Genomic DNA, 18704 nt, shown 5'->3' on the forward strand with positions numbered 1-18704 from the left:
CGCTCACACGCGCCGAGGCCCGGCCCCCGAGTGGGGAGCCGGGCCTCGGCGCGTTCCGGGGGGCGTCGTCCGGGTCAGTCGCGACCCCCGTCGTCCCTCGTGTCGGGGCCCGTCTCCGTGTCCCGCGCCGGCGCGGCGGTCCGCGCGCCGTCGTTCCCGCCCGGGGCCCCGGCTCCCGGGCTGGCGACCTTCTCGGAGCCGAGCTCCCGGCGGGCCCTGCGGCGCCCGCGCCACGCCCACAGCGGCCAGGCCCCGACCACCGCGACCACCACGGCGAAGGGCAGCAGCCAGCCCACGAGCACGGCCAGCCCCTGCCCCAGGTCCACCAGCGCGCGCCACCCGCGTTCGAGGCCGCCCAGGAAACCGACGGAGTCCCGGACCGGCTCCTCCAGGTAGGTCGTCGGCGGCTGGAGGGTCAGGTGCACCGTCGAGTAGGAGGTCTGGTTGTCCAGAACCCTCAACCGGGCCTGGAGCGCCTCCAGGTCCTCCTGACGCCGCTGGATCTCACCCTCCACCCGCAGGAGGTCGTCGACGTCCCGGGCCTCCTCCAGGTAGCCGCGCAGGGTCTCCAGAGCCGTCTCGGAGGACTCGATCCGGCTCTCGACGTCGGCCACCTCCTCGGTGACGTCCTGCACGGACCGCTCCAGCATGGAGCGGTCGCCCAGCTCGGCGAGGTCCTCCAGCACGCCCTCGTAGTCCTCGTCGGGGATGCGGAGGGTCAGGCGGCCCTCGGGGTGGCCGTCCCGGGGCGTGGAGAGGCTCTCGGACTCCACGTAGCCGTCGGTGTCCAGGGTGAGCCGCTTGGCCAGCTCGGCCGCCTCGGCCACGTCCTCGACGCGCACGGTCATGTCGGCGGTGTGGACCAGTCGCCGGTCGGCGACCTCCACGTCCGTGCCGCCGCCCTCGGTTCCTTCCTCCGTCTCCGAAGGGCCCTGCGCGGAGAACTCGACCCCCGCCCCCGCCCCTGCCCCCGCTCCGGCCTCGGCCTCGGAGTCGGCCTGCCGCTCCGGAGCGGTCAGGTGCGCGGGTTCGGGCGCGCCGCTGTCGGAGGAGGTCGCACAGGAGGCGAGCAGGAGGACGGCCAGGCCGGAGGCGACGGTCAGTCCGGCGGCACGGCCCGCGCGGGGCGGCGTCAACGCTGAGGTGTCCATGCCGCTTCGACGCGGCCCGGGCGGGCATCGTTTCCCCCGCGCCGTAACGGGACGGCAACGGCCGTCTTCGGGGACGTCGGATCACTGTGACGCGCGGCATCTGGGAAGCTGGTGACATGCCAGAAGCACCGCATGTCGTCGTGATCGGGGGCGGGGTCTCCGGACTCACCGCCGCGCACCGCCTGAACGGTCGGGGGGTCACCACCACGGTGGTCGAGGCCGCCGACGTCCCGGGGGGCAAGCTCCGCGCCTCGCCCGTGGCCGGTGTGTCCGTCGACGCCGGTGCCGAGGCGGTGCTCGCACGCCGCCCCGAGGCCCTCGACCTCTTCGGTGAGCTCGGCCTGGACGACCAGGTAGTGCACCCCGGGTCCGGTGGCGCGGCCATCTACAGCCGCGGCCGCGTCCGCTCCCTGCCCAAAGGGCAGCTCATGGGCGTGCCCGGGGACCTTCGGGCCCTGGCCCGCAGCGGGGTCCTCTCCCCGGCCGGAACCCTGCGCGCCGCCCTCGACCTGGTGTGGCCCCGCACCCCGGTGCGCTCCGACGTGCCCGTGGCCGCCTACGTCGGCGCACGCATGGGTCGTCAGGTGGTCGACCGCCTGGTCGAACCCCTCCTGGGAGGCGTCTACGCGGGACGGGCCGACGAACTCTCCCTGGACTCCACCCTCCCGCAGATCGCCCCGATGGCCCGCCGCGACCGCTCCCTGATGAGCGCCGTGCACACGAGTCTGAGCGGTCGGGGCGCGGCCCCCACCAGGTCCGGACCGGTCTTCGCCTCCCTGCGCGGCGGCGTCGCCTCACTCGTGGACGCGCTGGCGTCGCGGCAGAAGGACCTGCGGACCGGTACCCGGGCCCACTCCCTGGAGCGGGCCCCCGGGGGCTGGAGGGTGCGTCTGGAGGGCGCGGACGGGACGGTAGGCGAGGAGCGCGTCGACTGTGACGCGGTCCTGCTCGCCTGCCCCGCCCCCGAGGCCGCACGCCTGCTCGCCGACACCGAACCCGGGGCCGCGGGGGAACTGCGCCGGATCGAGTACGCGAGCATGGCGCTGGCGACCTTCGCCCTGCCCGCGGCCGCCTTCCCGCGCCCGCTCACCGGCACCGGCTTCCTGGTCCCGGCGGGCGAGGGACTGACCATCAAGGCGGCCACGTTCTCCAGCAACAAGTGGCCCTGGCTGGCCCAGGAGCTGGATAGGGTCAACCCGGGGGAGGACCTGCTGGTCCTGCGCTGCTCCATCGGCCGGTTCGGCGACGCGGGCGCGCTGCGCCGCTCCGACGAGGAACTGGCCCGAGCCGCCCTCGCGGACCTCGCGCACGTGACCGGTCTGCGCGGGACGCCGGTGCAGACCCGGGTGACCCGGTGGACGGACGGACTACCGCAGTACGGGGTCGGCCACGCCGACCGGGTGGAACGGGTCCGGTCCGGTGTGCGACGCCACCGCGGGCTGGGTGTGTGCGGCGCCGCCTACGGGGGAGTGGGCATCCCCGCCTGTGTCGCCGACGCGAGCCTCGAGGCCGCGCGCCTGGCCGACACCCTCACCGACCACAGCCGCACCAGCGGCGGCGACCAGAGAGCCGCCGGACCGAACCAGCAAGGAGTCAACCCGTGACGGGGCAGCAGAACGAGGCCGTCGCCCAGGACGGCACCGACCTCAACAAACTCATCCGCTACACCATGTGGTCGGTCTTCCGGGTCGACGGCCTGGAGGGCGTGGACCGCGCCGCCGCCGCCGAGGAGCTCCAGGGCCTCCTCGACAAGGCCGCCGAGCAGGGCGTGACCACGCGCGGCAGCTACGACGTCCAGGGCTTCCGCGCCGACGCCGACATCATGTTCTGGTGGATCGCCGACACCCCGGAGCAGCTCCAGGGCGTCTACTCCGAGTTCCGCCGGACCCGGATCGGCCGCGCCGGCACGGCGGTGTGGTCGGTCATGGGTCTGCACCGCCCCGCGGAGTTCAACCGGGGCCACGTTCCCGCCTTCATGGCCGGGGAGGAGCCGCGCGACAACATCTGCGTGTACCCGTTCGTGCGCTCCTACGAGTGGTACCTGCTGCCCGACGACGAGCGCCGCGCGATGCTGGCCGAGCACGGCCGCATGGCAGCCCCGTACCCGGACGTGCGGGCCAACACGGTCTCCTCGTTCGGTCTGAACGACTACGAGTGGCTGCTGGCCTTCGAGGCCGACGAGCTGTACCGCATCGTGGACCTCATGCGCCACCTGCGCGGAGCCAAGGCCCGCCTGCACACCCGCGAGGAGCTGCCCTTCTACACCGGGCGCCGCAAGAGCGTGGCCGAGCTGGTCGACTCCCTGCCGTAACGCCCCATACGACGAGGACGGCCCCCGCACCGTTGGGCGCGGGGGCCGTCCTTCGCCGTCGACACGCCGCAGACCGGCGTCCTCGAACGCTATTCGACGTGCGGGCCGATGCGCGGACCGGCGTGCGGGCCGATGTGCGGACCGACGTGCGGCGTCGCGCGACGTGTGGCGATCACGTAGAAGGGGAGCGAGACGATCGTGAGCAGCACCAGGGCGCTCATGAGGTAGATCAGCGCCTCACCGGCGGGCAGCCCCAGACCCCAGGCGGCGATGAAGGCCACGCCCGTGGCGAGCATGCCCAGCACCACGTAGATCCGCTTCCCACGCGGCTTCGGGTACTCCATCCGGCTGACCATCAGCCACGAGACGAGCAGCACCGCCGCGACCCCGGCCAGCAGCGGCGGGTCCAGCAGCACGATCGTCACCACGGCCATCGCCCCGAACGGGCACGGAAGCCCGGTGAAGTAGTTCGCGTCGGGGGCCTGGCAGGAGAACCTGGCCAGCCGGACGATCACCGCCAGCAGCACGGCGCCGCCCGCCAGCACGGGCAGCACTCCGGCGCCACCTGTGATGGTGCCCCACACCACGAAGAAGAACGCCGGGGCGAACCCGAAGCTGATCACATCGGCGAGGTTGTCCAGTTCCGCGCCCATGCCGCTGCCGCCCAGCTTGCGGGCGACCCGGCCGTCGAGCACGTCGAGGGTGGCGGCGACGATCAACAGACCCACGGCCGTGGCCATGGCCGACTTCGGCAGCGGACCCGCCGCGCCCCCGGCCAGGTGCGCGGCCTGGGCCGTGGCCAGTGCCCACACCGCGAGGAACCCGCACAGGGCGTTGCCCAGCGTCAGGTAGTCGGCCACGCCGAGACGGAGCCGGGGCGCCTCACCGGAGAGGTCGGAGGCGGCCCGTGCTGCGGGGACGGTCTCAGTCGGCGTCAAGACGGGTTTCTCCGGCGCGGACCTTCTGGCCGACCTCCACCGCCGGGGTGACCCCGGTCGGAAGGTAGACGTCGACGCGTGACCCGAACCGGATGAGGCCGATCCTCTCGCCTTGTTCGACCTTCTGCCCCGCAGCGAGATACGGGACGATACGCCGGACCAACGCGCCGGCGATTTGAACGACCGTGATCTCACCGATCTCGGTTTCAAGGGTCCAGATGACGCGCTCATTACGCTCGCTGTCCTTGTCGAAGGCGGGGCGGAAACCCCCGGGGCGGTGCTCGACGCCGGTCACGACTCCGGCGAGGGGCGCACGGTTGACGTGCACGTTGAGGGGGTTCATGAACACCGCGACCCTGATCCGCCCGTCGGGCTGGGGGTCGAGGCTCTGTACGACGCCGTCGGCCGCGGACAGTACCCGCCCGGTCGCCGGACCCCGGTTGGGGTCCCGGAAGAACCAGGTCATTCCCGCAGCCAGGGCGATCACCGGGGCGGCGACCACGGCCCCGGCCCGGGAACGCCGGGCGGACAGGGCAGCGACGCCGGCCGCGCCGAGCGCGGGCACCAGCCACGGGGCGGAACCCTGGGCCATGCCGAAGCGTGGTCTGGCCGGGGGGCGCGGGGAGACGGAGGAGGAAGGTGAGTCGTCGGTCATCGAGCGCTTTCGTCGCGGGTCGGTCGGTCGCCCGCACATCGGTTACCGCTGTGAGGGGTGAACCCGGCGAGGGCCGGGTTCGCGTGTGCGCGGTCACCGGGTGGGGTCCCGCCGCGCGCGCCCTCCGGTCGACTTCTGGCCGATCGTCGGTGCGCTGGTGAGATTATCGCCGATCCGGAGGGAACGGGGATCGGCTGGCATCCGGGGACGGTCCCGTTCGGGTGTCCGGGCGGTCCCCGACCCAGGATGCCATGCCGCCTACTCCGTGGGCTCCAGGGTGAGGGCGACGGAGTTGATGCAGTACCGGAGGTCCGTGGGGGTGTCGTACCCCTCGCCCTCGAAGACGTGACCCAGGTGGGAGGCGCAGGTGGCGCATCGCACCTCGGTGCGCACCGTCCCGAGCGAGGCGTCCCTGTGCAGGGTCACGGCGTCGGTGTCGGCCGGGTCGAAGAAGCTCGGCCACCCGCAGTGGGAGTCGAACTTCTCGCCGGAGCGGAAGAGTTCGCTTCCGCACCCCCGGCAACGGTAGACACCGGTGGTCCTGGTGTCCACGTACTCCCCGGTCCAGGCGCGTTCGGTGCCCGAGAGGCGGAGCACGGCGTACTCCTGCTCGTTGAGGCGCTCGCGCCACTCCTGGTCGCTCCTGGGAAGGTCCCTGGGTGCCCCGCCGTTGGTGTCCGGGGCCTGGTCCGCTGCGTCAGCCATGGTGACGACGCTACCCGGAAACGCGCTCCGGTGCCGACAGGGGACACGGTGTGAAGAAAACGGGCTTAAGCCCACTCTTCAGGTAAATCATCCTTAAAAGCCACATACGCCTAACTTCACCTTCCATGACGTTCGGTGGTCAAACATGCGGGTAGGGGCTCCTGCAGGGGTCAGTGATCGAGGGCACTGAGGCAGGTGGCATGGCTGTTACAGCTCAAGAGGCACTCGGAGTGAGCAAGCGGCCTCTGCGCGTGGGCAGGATCCGGTACGGACTGTGGTGGTTGGACCAGACCACCGCCGGACCCCGGTCACGGGTACGGGTCGTCGGGGACGGCGCCGCCCGCGTGGGCCGGAGAGTGGGACGGGAACTGCGCTGGGCCGCCGAGCTCAGCCTGCGTTCCACCGTCGCCGGAATCGAGTACGCGCGGCCGGAGCCCTGGGGCGACCGCAAGCTGTTCGGGCTGGTGACGGCGATCGCCGTCGGAGCCCTGGTGGTGGCGGTCGTGCTGGGGATGGGCATGGCGCAGTGGGCGATGACCTCGTCCAGCACCATGTTCTTCGCGGCGGCCGGGGCCGTGGCGGTGGGACTCACCCTCCTACCGCTCTCGTACCTGGTCTTCGTCTCCCGTCGCGGTCGAGCCCCGAGCGCGGAGACGGAGAGCTCGAGCGAGGGGACTCCACACGGTGAGGTTCCGAGCGAGGCGGTCCCGGTCGTGGTGCGTCCGCGCGTGGGCGACCACCTCACGGGGGCCCCGAGCGGGGAGTCCGTGACCGCGCGGAGTCCGAGCGCGAGCGTCACAAGGTAGCGACGAACGGCGGGCCGTGTCCGGTCCGCCACGAGAGAGCGAGGGGCGCCCCACACGGGGCGCCCCTCCCGTCTTCCCAGGTGGGGAGGGTGCACGATCAACGGGCGCGGGGGCGCGCGTGACCCGAGGCGGGGCGGGGACGCCTCCGGGGAGTGTTCAGGCGTCGAAGTCGTACTGCAACACGTACGCCGAACCGTCCATGGTGATCTCGTTGAACTCCACTGGCCGGTGATCGGCGGTCAGCGCGGTCCGGGCCACCTCCAGCACGGGGGTGCCCGGGGCCAGGTTCAGCTCCTCCGCCTCCTCGGGTGTGGGCATGCGCACCCGGATCTCCTCGGTGAAGTGGGCGGGGGCGTGGCCGAGTTCCGCGAGTCGCGCGTAGATGCCTCCGGGGCCGCTGTCCTCGGCCCGGACCCGGCGCGCGGCGGGGGCCTCCTCCCGTCCCGCCCACAGGTGCGGGGGTAGGTGCGATACGGCGCTCTGCACCGGTCGGCCGTCCACGAGGTAGAGCCGGGAGCGGCGCACCACGGTGGACCCCTCGTCCAGTTCCAGAGCCCTCAGGACGTGGTCGTGGGGGACGAGCTCGTCGACGGCGAGCCCCGCCACCTCGTACCCCCGTGTGCCGCCGTCGGTCTGCCAGATGGACCGTCCGGCACCCCACAGGTCCTTCGAGAGGCGTCGGGCGCCGTGTCTTCGCAGGGGGCGGAAGGCGCGCACGTAGATGCCGGACCCGCGCACGGCCACGGCCAGGCCCTCGTTGATGAGCACGGACAGGGCCTGCCGGGCGGTTGCCCGGGCGACGCCGTGGCGCTCCATGAGGGCGTTCTCCCCGGGGAGGCGGTCGCCGTCGGCGTACCGTCCGGAGCGGATCCGTCCTCGTAGTTCCTCGGCTATCTCCCGGTACACCGGAGGGGACCCGTTCTCGGACGTCGGCACCACGTTCATCCTCTCGCCCAGGGGCCGCACCGGTGAGCCCCGCCGGTGCGGTGTGTCCATTCGGAGTGCCTCCCTAGGGAGGCACACAACGGGTATGTCCGGTTGCGGGATGGTTCATGCGTCGTTGTGGGGTGGCCGAAACCGAGCGGTTACGGGGAGGACCCGCGCGGCGCCCTATTCCCTCAGGTAACGCGTGAACAGGTGGCCATGCGCCTCCAACAGGTGCGCCATCCGCACGGGTGTGCTCCTCGCGGAGGTGCGCTCCAGGGTGCCGGGCGTCCCCGGGCCGCCGGTGACGATCCGGGGCGAGCCCGCGCCGAGCAGGTGCGGGCTCACCGTCAGACAGAGCTCGTCCAGCAGCCCCGCCGCCACGAACTCCGCCAGCAGGTGCGGGCCGCCCTCGGTCAGCACCCGGTACAGACCGCGCTCGGCCAGGGCGTTCACGATGTGCTCGGGTCCCACCGATACGCCGTCGACCACCACGAGGTCGGCGTGCTCGGCCACGAACTCCCGGAGTTCGGCGGGGGCGTCCGCGACGGTGAACACGATCGTGCGGGCGTCGTCGGGCGCCGTGGTGAGCAGCTCCGCGTCGAGTTCGAGCGAGCGCGACACCACCGCGATACGGGGCGTGGACGGACGGCCCTCACGCAGCCGATCCCACACCTCGCGCGGACGCACCGGGCGGTAGCCCTCCTTGCGTGCGGTGGCGGCGCCGACCAGGACGACGTCGCACAGCCCGCGCAGCAGTCCCATGACCCTGCGGTCGGGGTCGGAGGACAGGTCGCGGCTGCGCCCCGAGGGGCCGATCGCCCCGCCGTCGGCGCTGGCGACCATGTTGGCGCGCACCCAGGGCCGGTCCAGGGCCAACGGATAGGCGTAGGCCTCGGCCAGGTCCACGTCGGTGTTGCCGGGGACGGGCAGGAGTTCGCGGAAGCGGGCGGGCTCCGGGGCGGGTCCCGCGCTGTGTGTGCTCGACATGGTCACCCAGGTTAGGGGCGCGGGACGGGCGCACGGCGTAGGGCCGGGTCCCGTCGCGGGTCCCCGGCCCCTCCCCGGCCCCTCCCCGGGCCCCTCCGGTACCGGGGAGCCGTCCCGGACGGGTGCCCGGTCAGCCGTGGCGGTGCGAGACGCGCCTCAGCAGCGTCAGGGCGCGGTCGATCACCCGGACGGGTCCGCCCGCCGTGACGAACGGACGCCCCTCCACGTCCGGATCGGCGGTGTCCAGCATGGTCTCCCAGGCCATGCCGTACTCGGTGCCCGGAAGCTTGAACTCCACCGTTTCGGGGCCGCTGTTGAGCAGCAGCACGAAGGAGCTGTCGCGGATGCGGCGCCCACGCGAGTCGGGCTCGGTGATGGCGTCCCCGTTGAGGAACACTCCCAGCGCCCGCTCACCGGTGTCCCAGTCGTCACCCTCCATGGTCGAGCCGTCCGGTCGCAGCCACGAGATGTCCGGGAGACCGTCCGCCCCCGCCCTGGTGCCCTCCACCGGGCTGCCCTGGAAGAACCGTCGGCGCCGGAAGACCGGGTGTTCGCGACGCAGCCGCGCCAGGTCGCGCACGTAGGCCAGGAGGTCGTTGCCGGGGTAGTCGCCGGTGAGCCCCGCCCCCTCCCAGTCGATCCAGGCGATCTCGTTGTCCTGGCAGTAGGCGTTGTTGTTGCCGCCCTGGGTACGCCCGATCTCGTCCCCGTGCGAGATCATCACCACGCCCTGCGACAGGTACAGGGTGGTGAGGTAGTTGCGGACCTGCCTGCGGCGCAGCGTGAGGATCGCGGGATCCTCGGTGGGGCCCTCCACCCCGTGGTTCCAGGAGCGGTTGTCGTCGGTGCCGTCCCGGTTGTTCTCGCCGTTGGCCTCGTTGTGCTTGTCGTTGTAGGAGACCAGGTCGGCCATGGTGAAGCCGTCGTGGCAGGTGATGAAGTTGATCGAGGCGACGGGGCGGCGCCCGTCGTCCTGGTACAGGTCGCTCGATCCGGCGAGCCGCGAGGCCAGTTCGCCCTTGACCGGCTCGCCGCGCCAGAAGTCGCGGACGGTGTCGCGGTACTTGCCGTTCCACTCGGTCCACAGCGGCGGGAAGTTCCCCACCTGGTAGCCGCCCGGGCCCACATCCCAGGGTTCGGCGATCAGCTTGACCTGGGAGATCACCGGATCCTGCTGGACGATGTCGAAGAACGTGCTCAGCCGGTCCACGTCGTGGAACTCGCGGGCCAGGGCCGAGGCGAGGTCGAAGCGGAACCCGTCCACGTGCATTTCCAGGACCCAGTAACGCAGCGAGTCCATGATGAGCTGCAACGAGTGCGGGTGGCGCACGTTCAGGCTGTTCCCGCAGCCCGTGTAGTCGAGGTAGTAGCGCTGGTCCTCGTCGCTGACCCGGTAGTAGCCGAGGTTGTCGATGCCCCGCCAGGACAGCGTGGGGCCCATGTGGTCGCCCTCGGCGGTGTGGTTGTAGACCACGTCGAGCAGCACCTCGATGCCCGCCTCGTGCAGCGACTTCACCATGGCCTTGAACTCCTGCACCTGCTGGCCGCGCGAACCACGCGCGGCGTACCCGCTGTGCGGAGCCAGGAAGGCCAGGGTGTTGTAGCCCCAGTAGTTCGTCAGCCCACGGGCCACCATCGCGTGCTCGGGCACGAAGTGGTGGACGGGCATCAGCTCGACGGCGGTGACCCCCAGCGAGGTGAGGTAGTCGATGACCTCCGGGTGGGCCAGGCCCGAGTAGGTGCCCCTCTGGTGTTCCGGGATGGCCGGATGGCGCATCGTCAGCCCGCGCAGGTGCGCCTCGTAGATCACCGTCTGGTGGTACGGGGTGTTGGGGCGCGTCTCGTTGCCCCAGTCGAAGAACGGGCTGACCACCACGCACTTGGGCACGTATCTCGCGCTGTCGGCCGTGTTCTTTCGGTCCGGGTCGGCGAAGTGGTAGCTGAAGAGCGACTCGTGCCAGGTGAGGTCGCCGTTGAGCGCCTTCGCGTAGGGATCGGTGAGCAGTTTGTTCGGGTTGCACCGCAACCCCTGGTCGGGAGCGTAGGGGCCGTGGACGCGGTACCCGTACTGCTGTCCCGGACCGATGCCGGGCAGGTATCCGTGCCAGACGAAGCCGTCGTATTCGGTCAGGGGTATGCGGGTCTCTTCGCCGTCGTCGTCGAACAGGCACAGGTCCACCTGTTCGGCCGCCTCGGAGAAGAGCGAGAAATTGGTGCCGGAACCGTCGTAGGTCGCACCGAGCGGATAGGAACTACCTGGCCACACTTCCACCATAGGCGTCGTCAGTCTCTAGGTTTCAGGGCCCGTAAGGGCGTTTTTGATGGTGACGACTTCTTTCTTCCGCTTCGGCCGCGGAAGTATGCCGAACTGGGCCGATGTTCGTTCTCGGGTGCCCGTTCTGCGTTTTCTGCGGCTTATGTGAGCGACGGTGAAAGGGGTGGGAATGGTGTCGGTGGGGTTTGGCCCGTGAACCAGCGGTGCCGACCGTCCCACCAGGGGAGTGGTCGGCACACGGGTCACGGCGTCGGCCTGCGGAGGCGGAGCCCGACGATCAGCGCCGGGGCCGCGCCCGGTCCAGGATCAGCTCCGCGTCCACGCCCCTGGGCAGCGTCCCGAACACGTGTCCCCACTCGCCGCCCAGCCGGGACACGGTGAACGCCTCGGCCACCGGGGTGGGCGCGTAGCGCAGGAGCACCGACGCCTGGAGAGTCAGCGCCATCAGTTCCACCACGGCGCGGGCCCGGTACTGGACCTCCTCCAGATCGCCCAGGGCCTGACCCAGCCGCTTCAGGGCGGCGTCGTAGTGGTCGTCGGAGCCCGCGGCGGTGCCGAGTTCGGCCATAAAGGCCTCCACCGCTTCCGGCGCCCTCGCCATCGCCCGGAGCACGTCCAGTGCGGCCACGTTGCCCGAGCCCTCCCAGATGGAGTTGAGCGGCGAGTCCCGGAACAGGCGGGGCATGCCCGACTCCTCCACGTACCCGTTGCCGCCCAGGCACTCCAGGGCCTCCGCCGCGTGCACCGGCTGGCGCTTGGTCACCCAGAACTTGCCCACGGCCACGCCCAGGCGGCGGAAGGCGGCCTCGCCCTCGTCGCCGCGCACCGCGCGGTCCACCGAACCGGCCAGGCGGGTCATGAGCGCGGTGGCGGCCTCGGACTCCAGGGCGAGGTCGGCCAGGACGTTGCGCATGAGCGGCTGGTCCACGAGCGGTGAGCCGAAGGTGCTCCGAGTTTCGGCGTGGTGCAGGGCCTGCACCACGGCGGCGCGCATGCCCGAGGCGGAACCGATCACGCAGTCCAGCCGGGTGCTGTTGACCATCTCGATGATGGTGGGCACGCCCCGGCCCGGCTCGCCGACCGCGTGGGCCACGGCACCGTCGTACTCCAGCTCGGCGGAGGCGTTCGACCTGTTGCCCAGCTTGTCCTTCAGCCGCTGGACGAACATCCGGTTCCGGGAGCCGTCGGGCAGAACACGCGGCACCAGGAAACAGGTCAGTCCCTCGGGAGCCTGCGCGAGGGTCAGGAAGACGTCGCTCATGGGCGCGGAGGTGAACCACTTGTGACCGGTGAGCAGGTGGTGACCCTCGGGCGTGGGCACGGCCCGCGTGGTGTTGGCTCGCACGTCCGAGCCGCCCTGCTTCTCGGTCATCGACATGCCCGCGAGGAGGCCCCGCTTGGTCAGCGGCGACCGCAGCCCGAAGTCGTAGGAGCGCGCGGTGAGCAGCGGCTCGTACCGCGCGGCCAGCTCGGGGGAGTGACGCAGCGCCGGGACGGAGGCGTAGGTCATGGAAATCGGACAGCCGTGACCGCTCTCCGCCTGCGACCACAGGAAGAACTTGGCCGCTCGGGCCACGTGGGCGCCCTCACGCTCGTCCGCCCAGGGCGCGGCGTGCAGACCGTGTTCCACGGCCTGGTCCATGAGCACGTGGTAGGCGGGCTGGTAGTCGACCTCGTCCACGCGGTGGCCGTAGCGGTCGTGGGTGCGCAGGACCGGAGGATAGGCGTTGGCGGACTCGCCCCACGCGCGCACGCGCTCGGATCCCGCCGCGTCTCCGATCTCGCGGACGTCGGCCTCAGCCCAGCCCGCGCCCTCGCGGCGCAGGCCCTCCAGGAGGGCGGGGTCGTCGGCGGCGCTGTAGTCACCGAGCGGAGTGGCCTGGTTGAACACTTCGTGTGTGTCGGGCATTCCGGCTCCGATCCTGGTTCGGGGGTGGGGCGGGTGCGGGAATCCTATCCCTGCCCGGAACCCCCGACCGAAGCCGGTTCGGTGACGTCTACGCGACGCCCTTCCCCGGTCCGCTCCTGCTCAGGCGCACGGACGCGGGGCGAACGGTTCAGGGCCACAGGAGTCCGCGCTCCCATGGGGCCGAGACGTCCTCGCGCCGGTACCGCAGACGGGTGTGGCGCCGGTCGGGGTCCGCCTGCCAGAACTCGATCTCGGTGGGCGCGAGCCGGTACAGGCCCCAGTTGTCGGGCACCAGTCCGGGGTCGGCCTCCAGCCGGGCGCGGCTCTCCTCAGCGGTCGTGTGGATGGTCTCCAGGCTGTCCAGGGGCTGGCTCTGGCGTCCGTGCAGGCCCGCCACCCGGCCCTCCAACGAGCGGGCTGTGAAGTCGGCCGCGCGCTCGTCGGGCCCGGCCAGCTCCACGGGGCCGCGCAGGCGTACCTGACGCCCCTGGAGCCCCCAGAAGAAGAGGAGCGCGGCCTTCGGGTTCCGTGCGAGTTCCCGACCCTTGACGGAGGTCGTGGTGGTCGCGAACGACCACCCGTCGGCGGTGAGGTCCTTCAGGATGAGGACGCGCGCGGAGGGCGTCCCGTCGGCGTCGGCCGTGGCCACCGTCATCGCGTGCGGTTCGGGCACGCCCGCCTCGATGGCCTCGCCCAGCCACTCCACGAACAGGTCCACCGGGTCGTCCGGGGCGGCGGAGGGGTCGAAGGTAGCCATGGGCCCCGCGAAGACCCGCAGTCCTCGCAGCATGTCCCGGATTCCGTCCCGCCCGGTCATCGCCCACTCCGTCCGCTCGGTTCCAGTACCCCGAACCTACTCAACCGGGGCCGGGAACGGACGCCGACCGCCCGAAACGTCGGCTGCCTCCGCTTGGTCGACCGCGCACGGCTTCGCCGACGCTGGCCCCGAGGAAACCCGCCGCCACCCGGGAGCGGCCAACCCCGGACCCCCGGTAGGCCTCCCTGACCGGCCCCTTCGATACGATGCCCGACGCCGTACGACACCCCGCTCATGCCATCATCCCGTCACGGGACGAATCCGCGAGGTGTTCACACAGGACACGCCGCGAGGGGGACCATGACGGACTCGGGACCGACGGAACGCTCCCGGTGGCTCTGGGGACTGCTGGGCAGCGTGGTCCTGACCCACACCGCGCTCAACCTCGTCCGTCCCCTCATCTCCTACCGCACCATCGCCGTGGGCGGGGACGCCGTCGAGGTCGGGCTGGTCACCGCCGCCTACGCACTGCTTCCGCTGGTGATCGCGGTGTCCCTGGGCCGCTTCACCGACCGCGCGGCCCGCATCGCCTGGATCGCGGGTCTGGGCTCGGTCATCCTGGCCGTGGGAAGCCTGTTCCTGGCCGGTTCCGGTGGGCTGCTCGGTCTGGCCCTGGCCAGCACGGTCGTGGGCGTCGGCCACCTGCTGTGCATGGTCTCCGCTCAGGCACTCATCGCCCGTTACTCGCGCCCCGAACACCTGGACCGCGACTTCGGCTGGTTCACCGCCGCCGCCTCCCTGGGCCAGCTCGCCGGACCACTGATCTCCGGGGCCATCCTCGCCGACGCCTCGGGAGCGGAACTGCTCTCCGCGACCTCCACCGCGCTGCTGGTGGCCGGGGTCGTCGCCGCCCTCGGAGTCCTGCCGCTGATCCCCCTGGCGCGGCTGCGCCCGATGAGACGCACCGCCGAGCAGAGGGCCGCGCCCCCGGTCCCCACCAGGGACCTCCTGCGCCGCCGCCGCATGCCCTCAGCGCTTTTCACCAGCCTGGCGCTGCTGACCGCAGTGGACATCCTCACGGCCTACCTGCCGCTCATCGCCGAGAGCCGTGGTCTGTCCCCGATGCTCGTCGGCGTCCTGCTGAGTATGCGCGCCGGTGCCTCGCTGCTCTCACGCCTCACACTGCCGTGGATGCGGCGCCGGTGGTCGCGCAGGGCGCTGGTCGTCACCAGCACCGCCGTGGCTGCGGTCGCGCTCACCCTGGTGGCGCTGCCCCTGGGCGGGTTCGCCGTCCTGGCGGTGGTGTTGGTCGTGGGCGGCTTCCTGCTCGGTCTGGGGCAGCCCCTGACCATGGCTCAGGTCGCCACCCTGGCCCCGGAGGGGTCCCGAGGGGCGGCCCTGGCCCTGCGCATCTGGGGCAACCGCGTGGGCCAGGTCGCCGTACCGGCCGCGGCCGCCGGCGTCGCGGGTGCGGTGGGAGCCCCGGGCGCGCTGCTGTTCTCCGCCGTGATCCTGCTCGCCGCGGCCGTCACCGCCGCCTGACCCGGCCGCCGCCTGATGCGGCCGTTGGCCGTCCCTCTCGCCGGGGCGCCGCCGGTCGGGAACACGTGAGGGCGGGCGGCACCTTGGCCGCCCGCCCTCGACCCCTCACGGGCGTGCCGCGGACTCCCGCACGTGGGCGTGCCGGGCCGCGACCGCCGCGTCGTAGCGCTCCAGCGCCACACGGGCGAGCTCGGGCACGTCTCCGAGGGAGTCGGCGACCACGGACGCCCCCGCCGCAGTCGACTGCTCACGCACCCGGTCGGAGAAGAAACCGGGAGCCAGCAGGTAGCCGCTCACCGCCACGCGGCGGTGGCCGCGTTCCAGCAGCTCCCGCACCGCCCGGCCCGGGCTCGGCTCGGACGCCGAGGCGTAGGCGGCCACCACCTCGCCCCACGGGCCCCGTTCCGCGAGCTCGCGCGCCATCGACCGGATCACCGCGTTGGCCCCGGAGTCACTCGACCCGGCCGAGGCCAGCACCAGCGCGGTCCCCGGCTCGGCGTGGGCCCCGGCCTCGGCCAGACGCCGTTCCAGCGCGTCCAACAGCAGCGGGTGCGGGCCCAGTGTGTCGGCGTAGTGCAGCCGCAGCCACGGGCCGCGCTCACGCGCCCGGTCGAGCACCGAAGGCAGGTCCACCTTGCTGTGGAAGGCCGCCGTCAGCAGGGCGGGCAGGACCACGACCTCACCGGCCCCGCCGGAGGCCAGCTCGTCCAGGGCCTCCTCGGCCGCGGGGGCCACGTGGTCCAGGAAGGACAGGCGCACGTCCAGCCCGGGCCGCAGGGCACGCACCCGATCGAAGACGGCCGAGACCGCCTGGGCCGACCTCGGGTCCCGGCTTCCGTGCGCCACCGCCAGAAGCGGGACCGAGGTGCCCGGTCGGTGCCCCGCACCGGCGCTCATACGTGGATTCCGCACTCGGTCTTGCCGGTCCCGGCCCAGCGGCCGCTACGGGGGTCCTCGCCCGGCTCCACGCGACGGGTGCACGGCTCGCAGCCGATCGAGGGGAAGCCGTCGTACTGGAGCGGGTTCACCATGACCCCGTGCTCGGACATGTAGGCGTCCACCTCCTCCTGGGTCCACCGGGCGATCGGGTTGACCTTGGTCATCCGCCGACGCCGGTCCCACTGCACCACCGGGGTGTCCCGGCGGGTCACCGAGTCCTCCCGGCGCAGCCCCGTCAGCCACGCCGAGTACGGCTCCAACGCCCGCTGGAGGGGTTCCACCTTGCGCAGGTGGCAGCAGATGCCGGGGTCGCGCCCGTGCAGCCGGGGGCCCAGGGCCAGGTCCTGCTCGGCCACGGTCCGCAGCGGCTCCACGGTGATCAGGTTGACGTCGTAGACGGAGGCCACGGCGTCACGAGTGCCGATGGTCTCGGGGAAGTGGTAACCGGTGTCCAGGAAGATCACGTCGATCCCCGGAGCGGCCTTGGACGCCAGGTCCACCATGAGCGCGTCCGCCATGGAGGAGGTCATGCAGAGTTCGGAGCCGAAGGTCTCGGCCGCCCAGGCGATGATCTCCGGCGCCGAGGCCTCCTCCAGTTCTCGGGCGGCCCGCTCGGCCAGCTCCGGTCCGCCGGTCTCGGTGATGGTGGCGTTCATTCGCTGCCTTCCGTCGGTCTGGAGGGGGCTCCGCCCGCGGAGAACGAGGCGGAGCGCAGGCCCACGTACTTGACTCGGAACACCCGGGCGCACGACAGGCAGGCCCAGGGGTAGCCCTCACCCTTGACGGCGGCGCCCTCCTCGGGCATCAGGTCCTCGTCGCCGCAGTAGGGGCAGTAGTAAGGCGCGGCCCTTTCGGACACGGCGCACCTCTTCCTTCCGGTGGACCCGGCCCGGGTCAGGGGGTCGGGCGGGCCCGGGCGCGCACCGCCCGGGCCTCTGGGTGTCAGGTGGTCACTTCAGGTCCGCGTCGTCGGCGCGGCCCGCCCAGGCGGCGAAGTTCTCGCCGTCCTCGCGCTGCTCCTGGAAGCGCCGGAGCACCCGCTCGACGTAGTCGGGGAGATCGTCGGCGGTCGTCTTCAGCCCGCGGATCTTCTTGCCGAAGGCCTGGGTCAGCCCCATGCCGCCGCCCAGATGGATCTGGTAGCCCTCCACCTGCTCACCCCGGTCGTTCATGACCAGCTGGCCCTTGAGACCGATGTCGGCGACCTGGATACGTGCGCAGGAGTTCGGGCAGCCGTTGACGTTGATGGTCACCGGCTCCTCGAAGTCCGGAAGCCGCTTCTCCAGCTCGTCGATGAGGGTGGCCGCGCGGCCCTTGGTCTCCACGATCGCCAGCTTGCAGAACTCGATGCCGGTGCAGGCCATGGTCTGACGGCGGAACACGCTCGGGTTGACCTGGAAGTCCTCTGCCTCCAGCGCGGCCGTGATCGACGGGACCCGCTCCTCCTCGATGTCGAGGATGACCAGCTTCTGGTCGGCGGTGGTGCGGATGCGGTCCGACCCGTGCTCCTCGGCGATCTCGGCGACCCGCAGCAGCGAGGCGCCCGAGACCCGGCCCACCTTGGGCGCGAAGCCCACGTAGAAGCGTCCGTCGCGCTGGCGGTGCACGCCCACGTGGTCGCGGCGCACCCCCGGGTCCAGCACGGGAGCGGGGCCGTCGGGAAGCGCGTAGCCGAGGTACTCCTGCTCCAGGACCTCCCGGAACCTCTCCGCGCCCCACTCCTTGATGAGGAACTTGATCCGGGCACGGGTGCGCAGGCGCCGGAAACCGTAGTCGCGGAAGATCCCGCAGACCCCGGCCCACACCTCGCTCACCTGGTCCGGGCGCACGAACGCGCCCAGCCGCTGCGCGAACATCGGGTTGGTGGACAGACCGCCGCCGACGAACAGGTCGTACCCGGCCTCGCCCGCCTCGTCGCGCACGCCCACGAAGGCGATGTCGTTGATCTCGTGGTTCACGCAGTGCACGGTGCACCCGGACAGCGACGACTTGAACTTGCGGGGCAGGTTCGAGTAGAGCGGACTGCCGATGTGCTCGTCGTAGATCTGCTCGATCTGCGCGGTGGGGTCCAGAACCTCGTCCTCGGCCACCCCGGCCAGCGGGCAGCCCAGGATCACGCGCGGGGTGTCCCCGCAGGCCTCCGTCGTGGACAGCCCCACGGACTCCAGCTTCTCCCAGATCGCGGGGACGTCCTCCACGCGGATCCAGTGGTACTGCACGTTCTGCCGGTCGGTGATGTCTGCGGTGTCGCGCCCGTAGTCACGGGAGATCTCCGCGACCGCGCGCAGCTGGGCCGCCGACAGCTGGCCGCCGTCGATGCGCACGCGGAGCATGAAGTAGCGGTCGTCCAGCTCCTCGGGCTCCAGCACGGCCGTCTTGCCGCCGTCGATGCCCGGGGCACGCTGGGTGTAGAGGCCGAACCAGCGGAAGCGCCCACGGAGGTCGGCCGGGTCGATGGAGTCGAACCCGCCCTTCGCGTAGACGTTGATGATCCGATCGCGGACGTTGAGCCCGTCGTCGTTCTTCTTGTTCTCCTCGTTCTTGTTCAGCGGTTCGCGGTAGCCGAGGGCCCACTGGCCCTCACCACGGCGGCGCTTGGGTTTGGCTGCCGTGGGTGGCTTGCCGGGCTGCGCGGAAGAGGGAGGCATCGCGGGTGTCTCCGTTGGGGTCGCGGGGTGCTCACGATCCCGGCGCCCGCACCACTGACCCGTGGACACCGCACGTCGTCGTGGCTGGTGTCACGGGTGAAGCCCGTGTGGGAGTTGAAGGAAGAGGGGGAGCGCCGGGGCCGCGCGCACCCCT

General features: G+C 71.9%; 16 protein-coding genes and 1 pseudogene. 4 read left to right on the forward strand and 13 right to left on the reverse strand.

Annotated features, from left to right (window positions below):
- Positions 1–74: 74 nt before the first annotated feature.
- A complete protein-coding gene (locus KBX21_RS18375; protein ID WP_210842640.1) occupies positions 75–1151 on the reverse strand; it encodes a DUF4349 domain-containing protein in 1077 nt (358 codons plus the stop codon).
- 116 nt (positions 1152–1267) lie between these two features.
- Here KBX21_RS18375 and hemG point away from each other — a divergent pair, with 116 nt between their 5' ends.
- The gene (gene hemG, locus KBX21_RS18380; RefSeq protein ID WP_210842641.1) at positions 1268–2755 is read left to right on the forward strand and encodes a protoporphyrinogen oxidase; all 1488 of its coding nucleotides are present in this window, start codon (positions 1268–1270) and stop codon (positions 2753–2755) included.
- Positions 2752–3462, forward strand: a complete 711-nt coding sequence (hemQ, locus tag KBX21_RS18385) for a hydrogen peroxide-dependent heme synthase (protein ID WP_049566256.1) — start codon at positions 2752–2754, stop codon at positions 3460–3462. The genes hemG and hemQ overlap by 4 nt, the downstream gene beginning before the upstream one ends.
- 89 nt (positions 3463–3551) lie before the next feature.
- Here hemQ and KBX21_RS18390 read toward each other — a convergent pair whose 3' ends face one another.
- From KBX21_RS18390 to msrB, 3 genes are all read right to left on the reverse strand, one after another.
- Positions 3552–4400: a phosphatidylcholine/phosphatidylserine synthase gene (locus KBX21_RS18390; protein WP_210842642.1), complete on the reverse strand. Its 849-nt coding sequence runs from the start codon at positions 4398–4400 to the stop codon at positions 3552–3554.
- Entirely contained in the window at positions 4387–5055 is a 669-nt protein-coding gene (locus KBX21_RS18395) for a phosphatidylserine decarboxylase (protein WP_049566265.1), read from the reverse strand. Before KBX21_RS18395 ends, KBX21_RS18390 begins: the two co-directional genes overlap by 14 nt.
- A 258-nt stretch (positions 5056–5313) precedes the next feature.
- Entirely contained in the window at positions 5314–5760 is a 447-nt protein-coding gene (msrB, locus tag KBX21_RS18400) for a peptide-methionine (R)-S-oxide reductase MsrB (RefSeq protein ID WP_049566268.1), read from the reverse strand.
- 251 nt (positions 5761–6011) lie between these two features.
- Between msrB and KBX21_RS18405 the strand changes: the two are divergent.
- Positions 6012–6398: pseudogene (locus KBX21_RS18405) on the forward strand (hypothetical protein); the annotation flags it as partial.
- Between the two features lie 324 nt (positions 6399–6722).
- On the opposite strand, the gene KBX21_RS18410 reads toward KBX21_RS18405, so the two are convergent.
- The 5 genes from KBX21_RS18410 to KBX21_RS18430 form a co-directional block, all read right to left on the reverse strand.
- Positions 6723–7511 (reverse strand): GntR family transcriptional regulator, encoded by a 789-nt coding sequence (locus KBX21_RS18410; protein ID WP_210842707.1) that lies wholly within the window; start codon positions 7509–7511, stop codon positions 6723–6725.
- 165 nt (positions 7512–7676) lie between these two features.
- Positions 7677–8480: a pyrimidine reductase family protein gene (locus KBX21_RS18415; protein ID WP_210842643.1), complete on the reverse strand. Its 804-nt coding sequence runs from the start codon at positions 8478–8480 to the stop codon at positions 7677–7679.
- A gap of 130 nt (positions 8481–8610) precedes the next feature.
- The gene (gene glgX / locus KBX21_RS18420) at positions 8611–10755 is read right to left on the reverse strand and encodes a glycogen debranching protein GlgX (RefSeq protein ID WP_210842644.1); all 2145 of its coding nucleotides are present in this window, start codon (positions 10753–10755) and stop codon (positions 8611–8613) included.
- A gap of 277 nt (positions 10756–11032) precedes the next feature.
- On the reverse strand, positions 11033–12664 hold the full coding sequence (locus KBX21_RS18425; RefSeq protein ID WP_049566277.1) for an acyl-CoA dehydrogenase family protein: 1632 nt from the start codon (positions 12662–12664) through the stop codon (positions 11033–11035).
- Between the two features lie 148 nt (positions 12665–12812).
- Positions 12813–13481: a pyridoxal 5'-phosphate synthase gene (locus KBX21_RS18430; protein ID WP_049566279.1), complete on the reverse strand. Its 669-nt coding sequence runs from the start codon at positions 13479–13481 to the stop codon at positions 12813–12815.
- Positions 13482–13781: 300 nt separating this feature from the next.
- Here KBX21_RS18430 and KBX21_RS18435 point away from each other — a divergent pair, with 300 nt between their 5' ends.
- Positions 13782–14963, forward strand: coding sequence for an MFS transporter (locus KBX21_RS18435; protein WP_049566283.1), 1182 nt, complete (start codon positions 13782–13784; stop codon positions 14961–14963).
- 105 nt (positions 14964–15068) lie between these two features.
- On the opposite strand, the gene KBX21_RS18440 is transcribed toward KBX21_RS18435, so the two are convergent.
- From KBX21_RS18440 to KBX21_RS18455, 4 genes are all read right to left on the reverse strand, one after another.
- On the reverse strand, positions 15069–15860 hold the full coding sequence (locus tag KBX21_RS18440; protein WP_210842645.1) for a sirohydrochlorin chelatase: 792 nt from the start codon (positions 15858–15860) through the stop codon (positions 15069–15071).
- The gene (locus KBX21_RS18445; RefSeq protein WP_049566289.1) at positions 15857–16558 is read right to left on the reverse strand and encodes a phosphoadenylyl-sulfate reductase; all 702 of its coding nucleotides are present in this window, start codon (positions 16556–16558) and stop codon (positions 15857–15859) included. The genes KBX21_RS18440 and KBX21_RS18445 overlap by 4 nt, the downstream gene beginning before the upstream one ends.
- Entirely contained in the window at positions 16555–16761 is a 207-nt protein-coding gene (locus tag KBX21_RS18450; RefSeq protein WP_049566293.1) for a hypothetical protein, read from the reverse strand. The genes KBX21_RS18445 and KBX21_RS18450 overlap by 4 nt, the downstream gene beginning before the upstream one ends.
- A gap of 91 nt (positions 16762–16852) precedes the next feature.
- Positions 16853–18550, reverse strand: coding sequence for a nitrite/sulfite reductase (locus KBX21_RS18455; protein WP_210842646.1), 1698 nt, complete (start codon positions 18548–18550; stop codon positions 16853–16855).
- Between the last annotated feature and the right edge of the window lie 154 nt (positions 18551–18704).

The sequence above is a fragment of the Nocardiopsis sp. B62 genome (assembly GCF_018070675.1).
Classification (GTDB): Bacteria; Actinomycetota; Actinomycetes; order Streptosporangiales; family Streptosporangiaceae; genus Nocardiopsis; species Nocardiopsis prasina.

Bases quoted from the DNA above. Each gene is read 5' to 3' on its own strand.
- KBX21_RS18425 (WP_049566277.1), bottom strand. From the start codon at position 12,664: ATGCCCGACACACACGAAGTGTTCAACCAGGCCACTCCGCTCGGTGAC.
- KBX21_RS18375 (WP_210842640.1), bottom strand. From the start codon at position 1,151: ATGGACACCTCAGCGTTGACGCCGCCCCGCGCGGGCCGTGCCGCCGGA.
- KBX21_RS18410 (WP_210842707.1), bottom strand. From the start codon at position 7,511: ATGAACGTGGTGCCGACGTCCGAGAACGGGTCCCCTCCGGTGTACCGG.
- hemG (WP_210842641.1), top strand. From the start codon at position 1,268: ATGCCAGAAGCACCGCATGTCGTCGTGATCGGGGGCGGGGTCTCCGGA.
- KBX21_RS18435 (WP_049566283.1), top strand. From the start codon at position 13,782: ATGACGGACTCGGGACCGACGGAACGCTCCCGGTGGCTCTGGGGACTG.
- msrB (WP_049566268.1), bottom strand. From the start codon at position 5,760: ATGGCTGACGCAGCGGACCAGGCCCCGGACACCAACGGCGGGGCACCC.
- KBX21_RS18445 (WP_049566289.1), bottom strand. From the start codon at position 16,558: ATGAACGCCACCATCACCGAGACCGGCGGACCGGAGCTGGCCGAGCGG.
- KBX21_RS18430 (WP_049566279.1), bottom strand. From the start codon at position 13,481: ATGACCGGGCGGGACGGAATCCGGGACATGCTGCGAGGACTGCGGGTC.
- KBX21_RS18395 (WP_049566265.1), bottom strand. From the start codon at position 5,055: ATGACCGACGACTCACCTTCCTCCTCCGTCTCCCCGCGCCCCCCGGCC.
- KBX21_RS18415 (WP_210842643.1), bottom strand. From the start codon at position 8,480: ATGTCGAGCACACACAGCGCGGGACCCGCCCCGGAGCCCGCCCGCTTC.
- KBX21_RS18440 (WP_210842645.1), bottom strand. From the start codon at position 15,860: ATGAGCGCCGGTGCGGGGCACCGACCGGGCACCTCGGTCCCGCTTCTG.
- KBX21_RS18455 (WP_210842646.1), bottom strand. From the start codon at position 18,550: ATGCCTCCCTCTTCCGCGCAGCCCGGCAAGCCACCCACGGCAGCCAAA.
- glgX (WP_210842644.1), bottom strand. From the start codon at position 10,755: ATGGTGGAAGTGTGGCCAGGTAGTTCCTATCCGCTCGGTGCGACCTAC.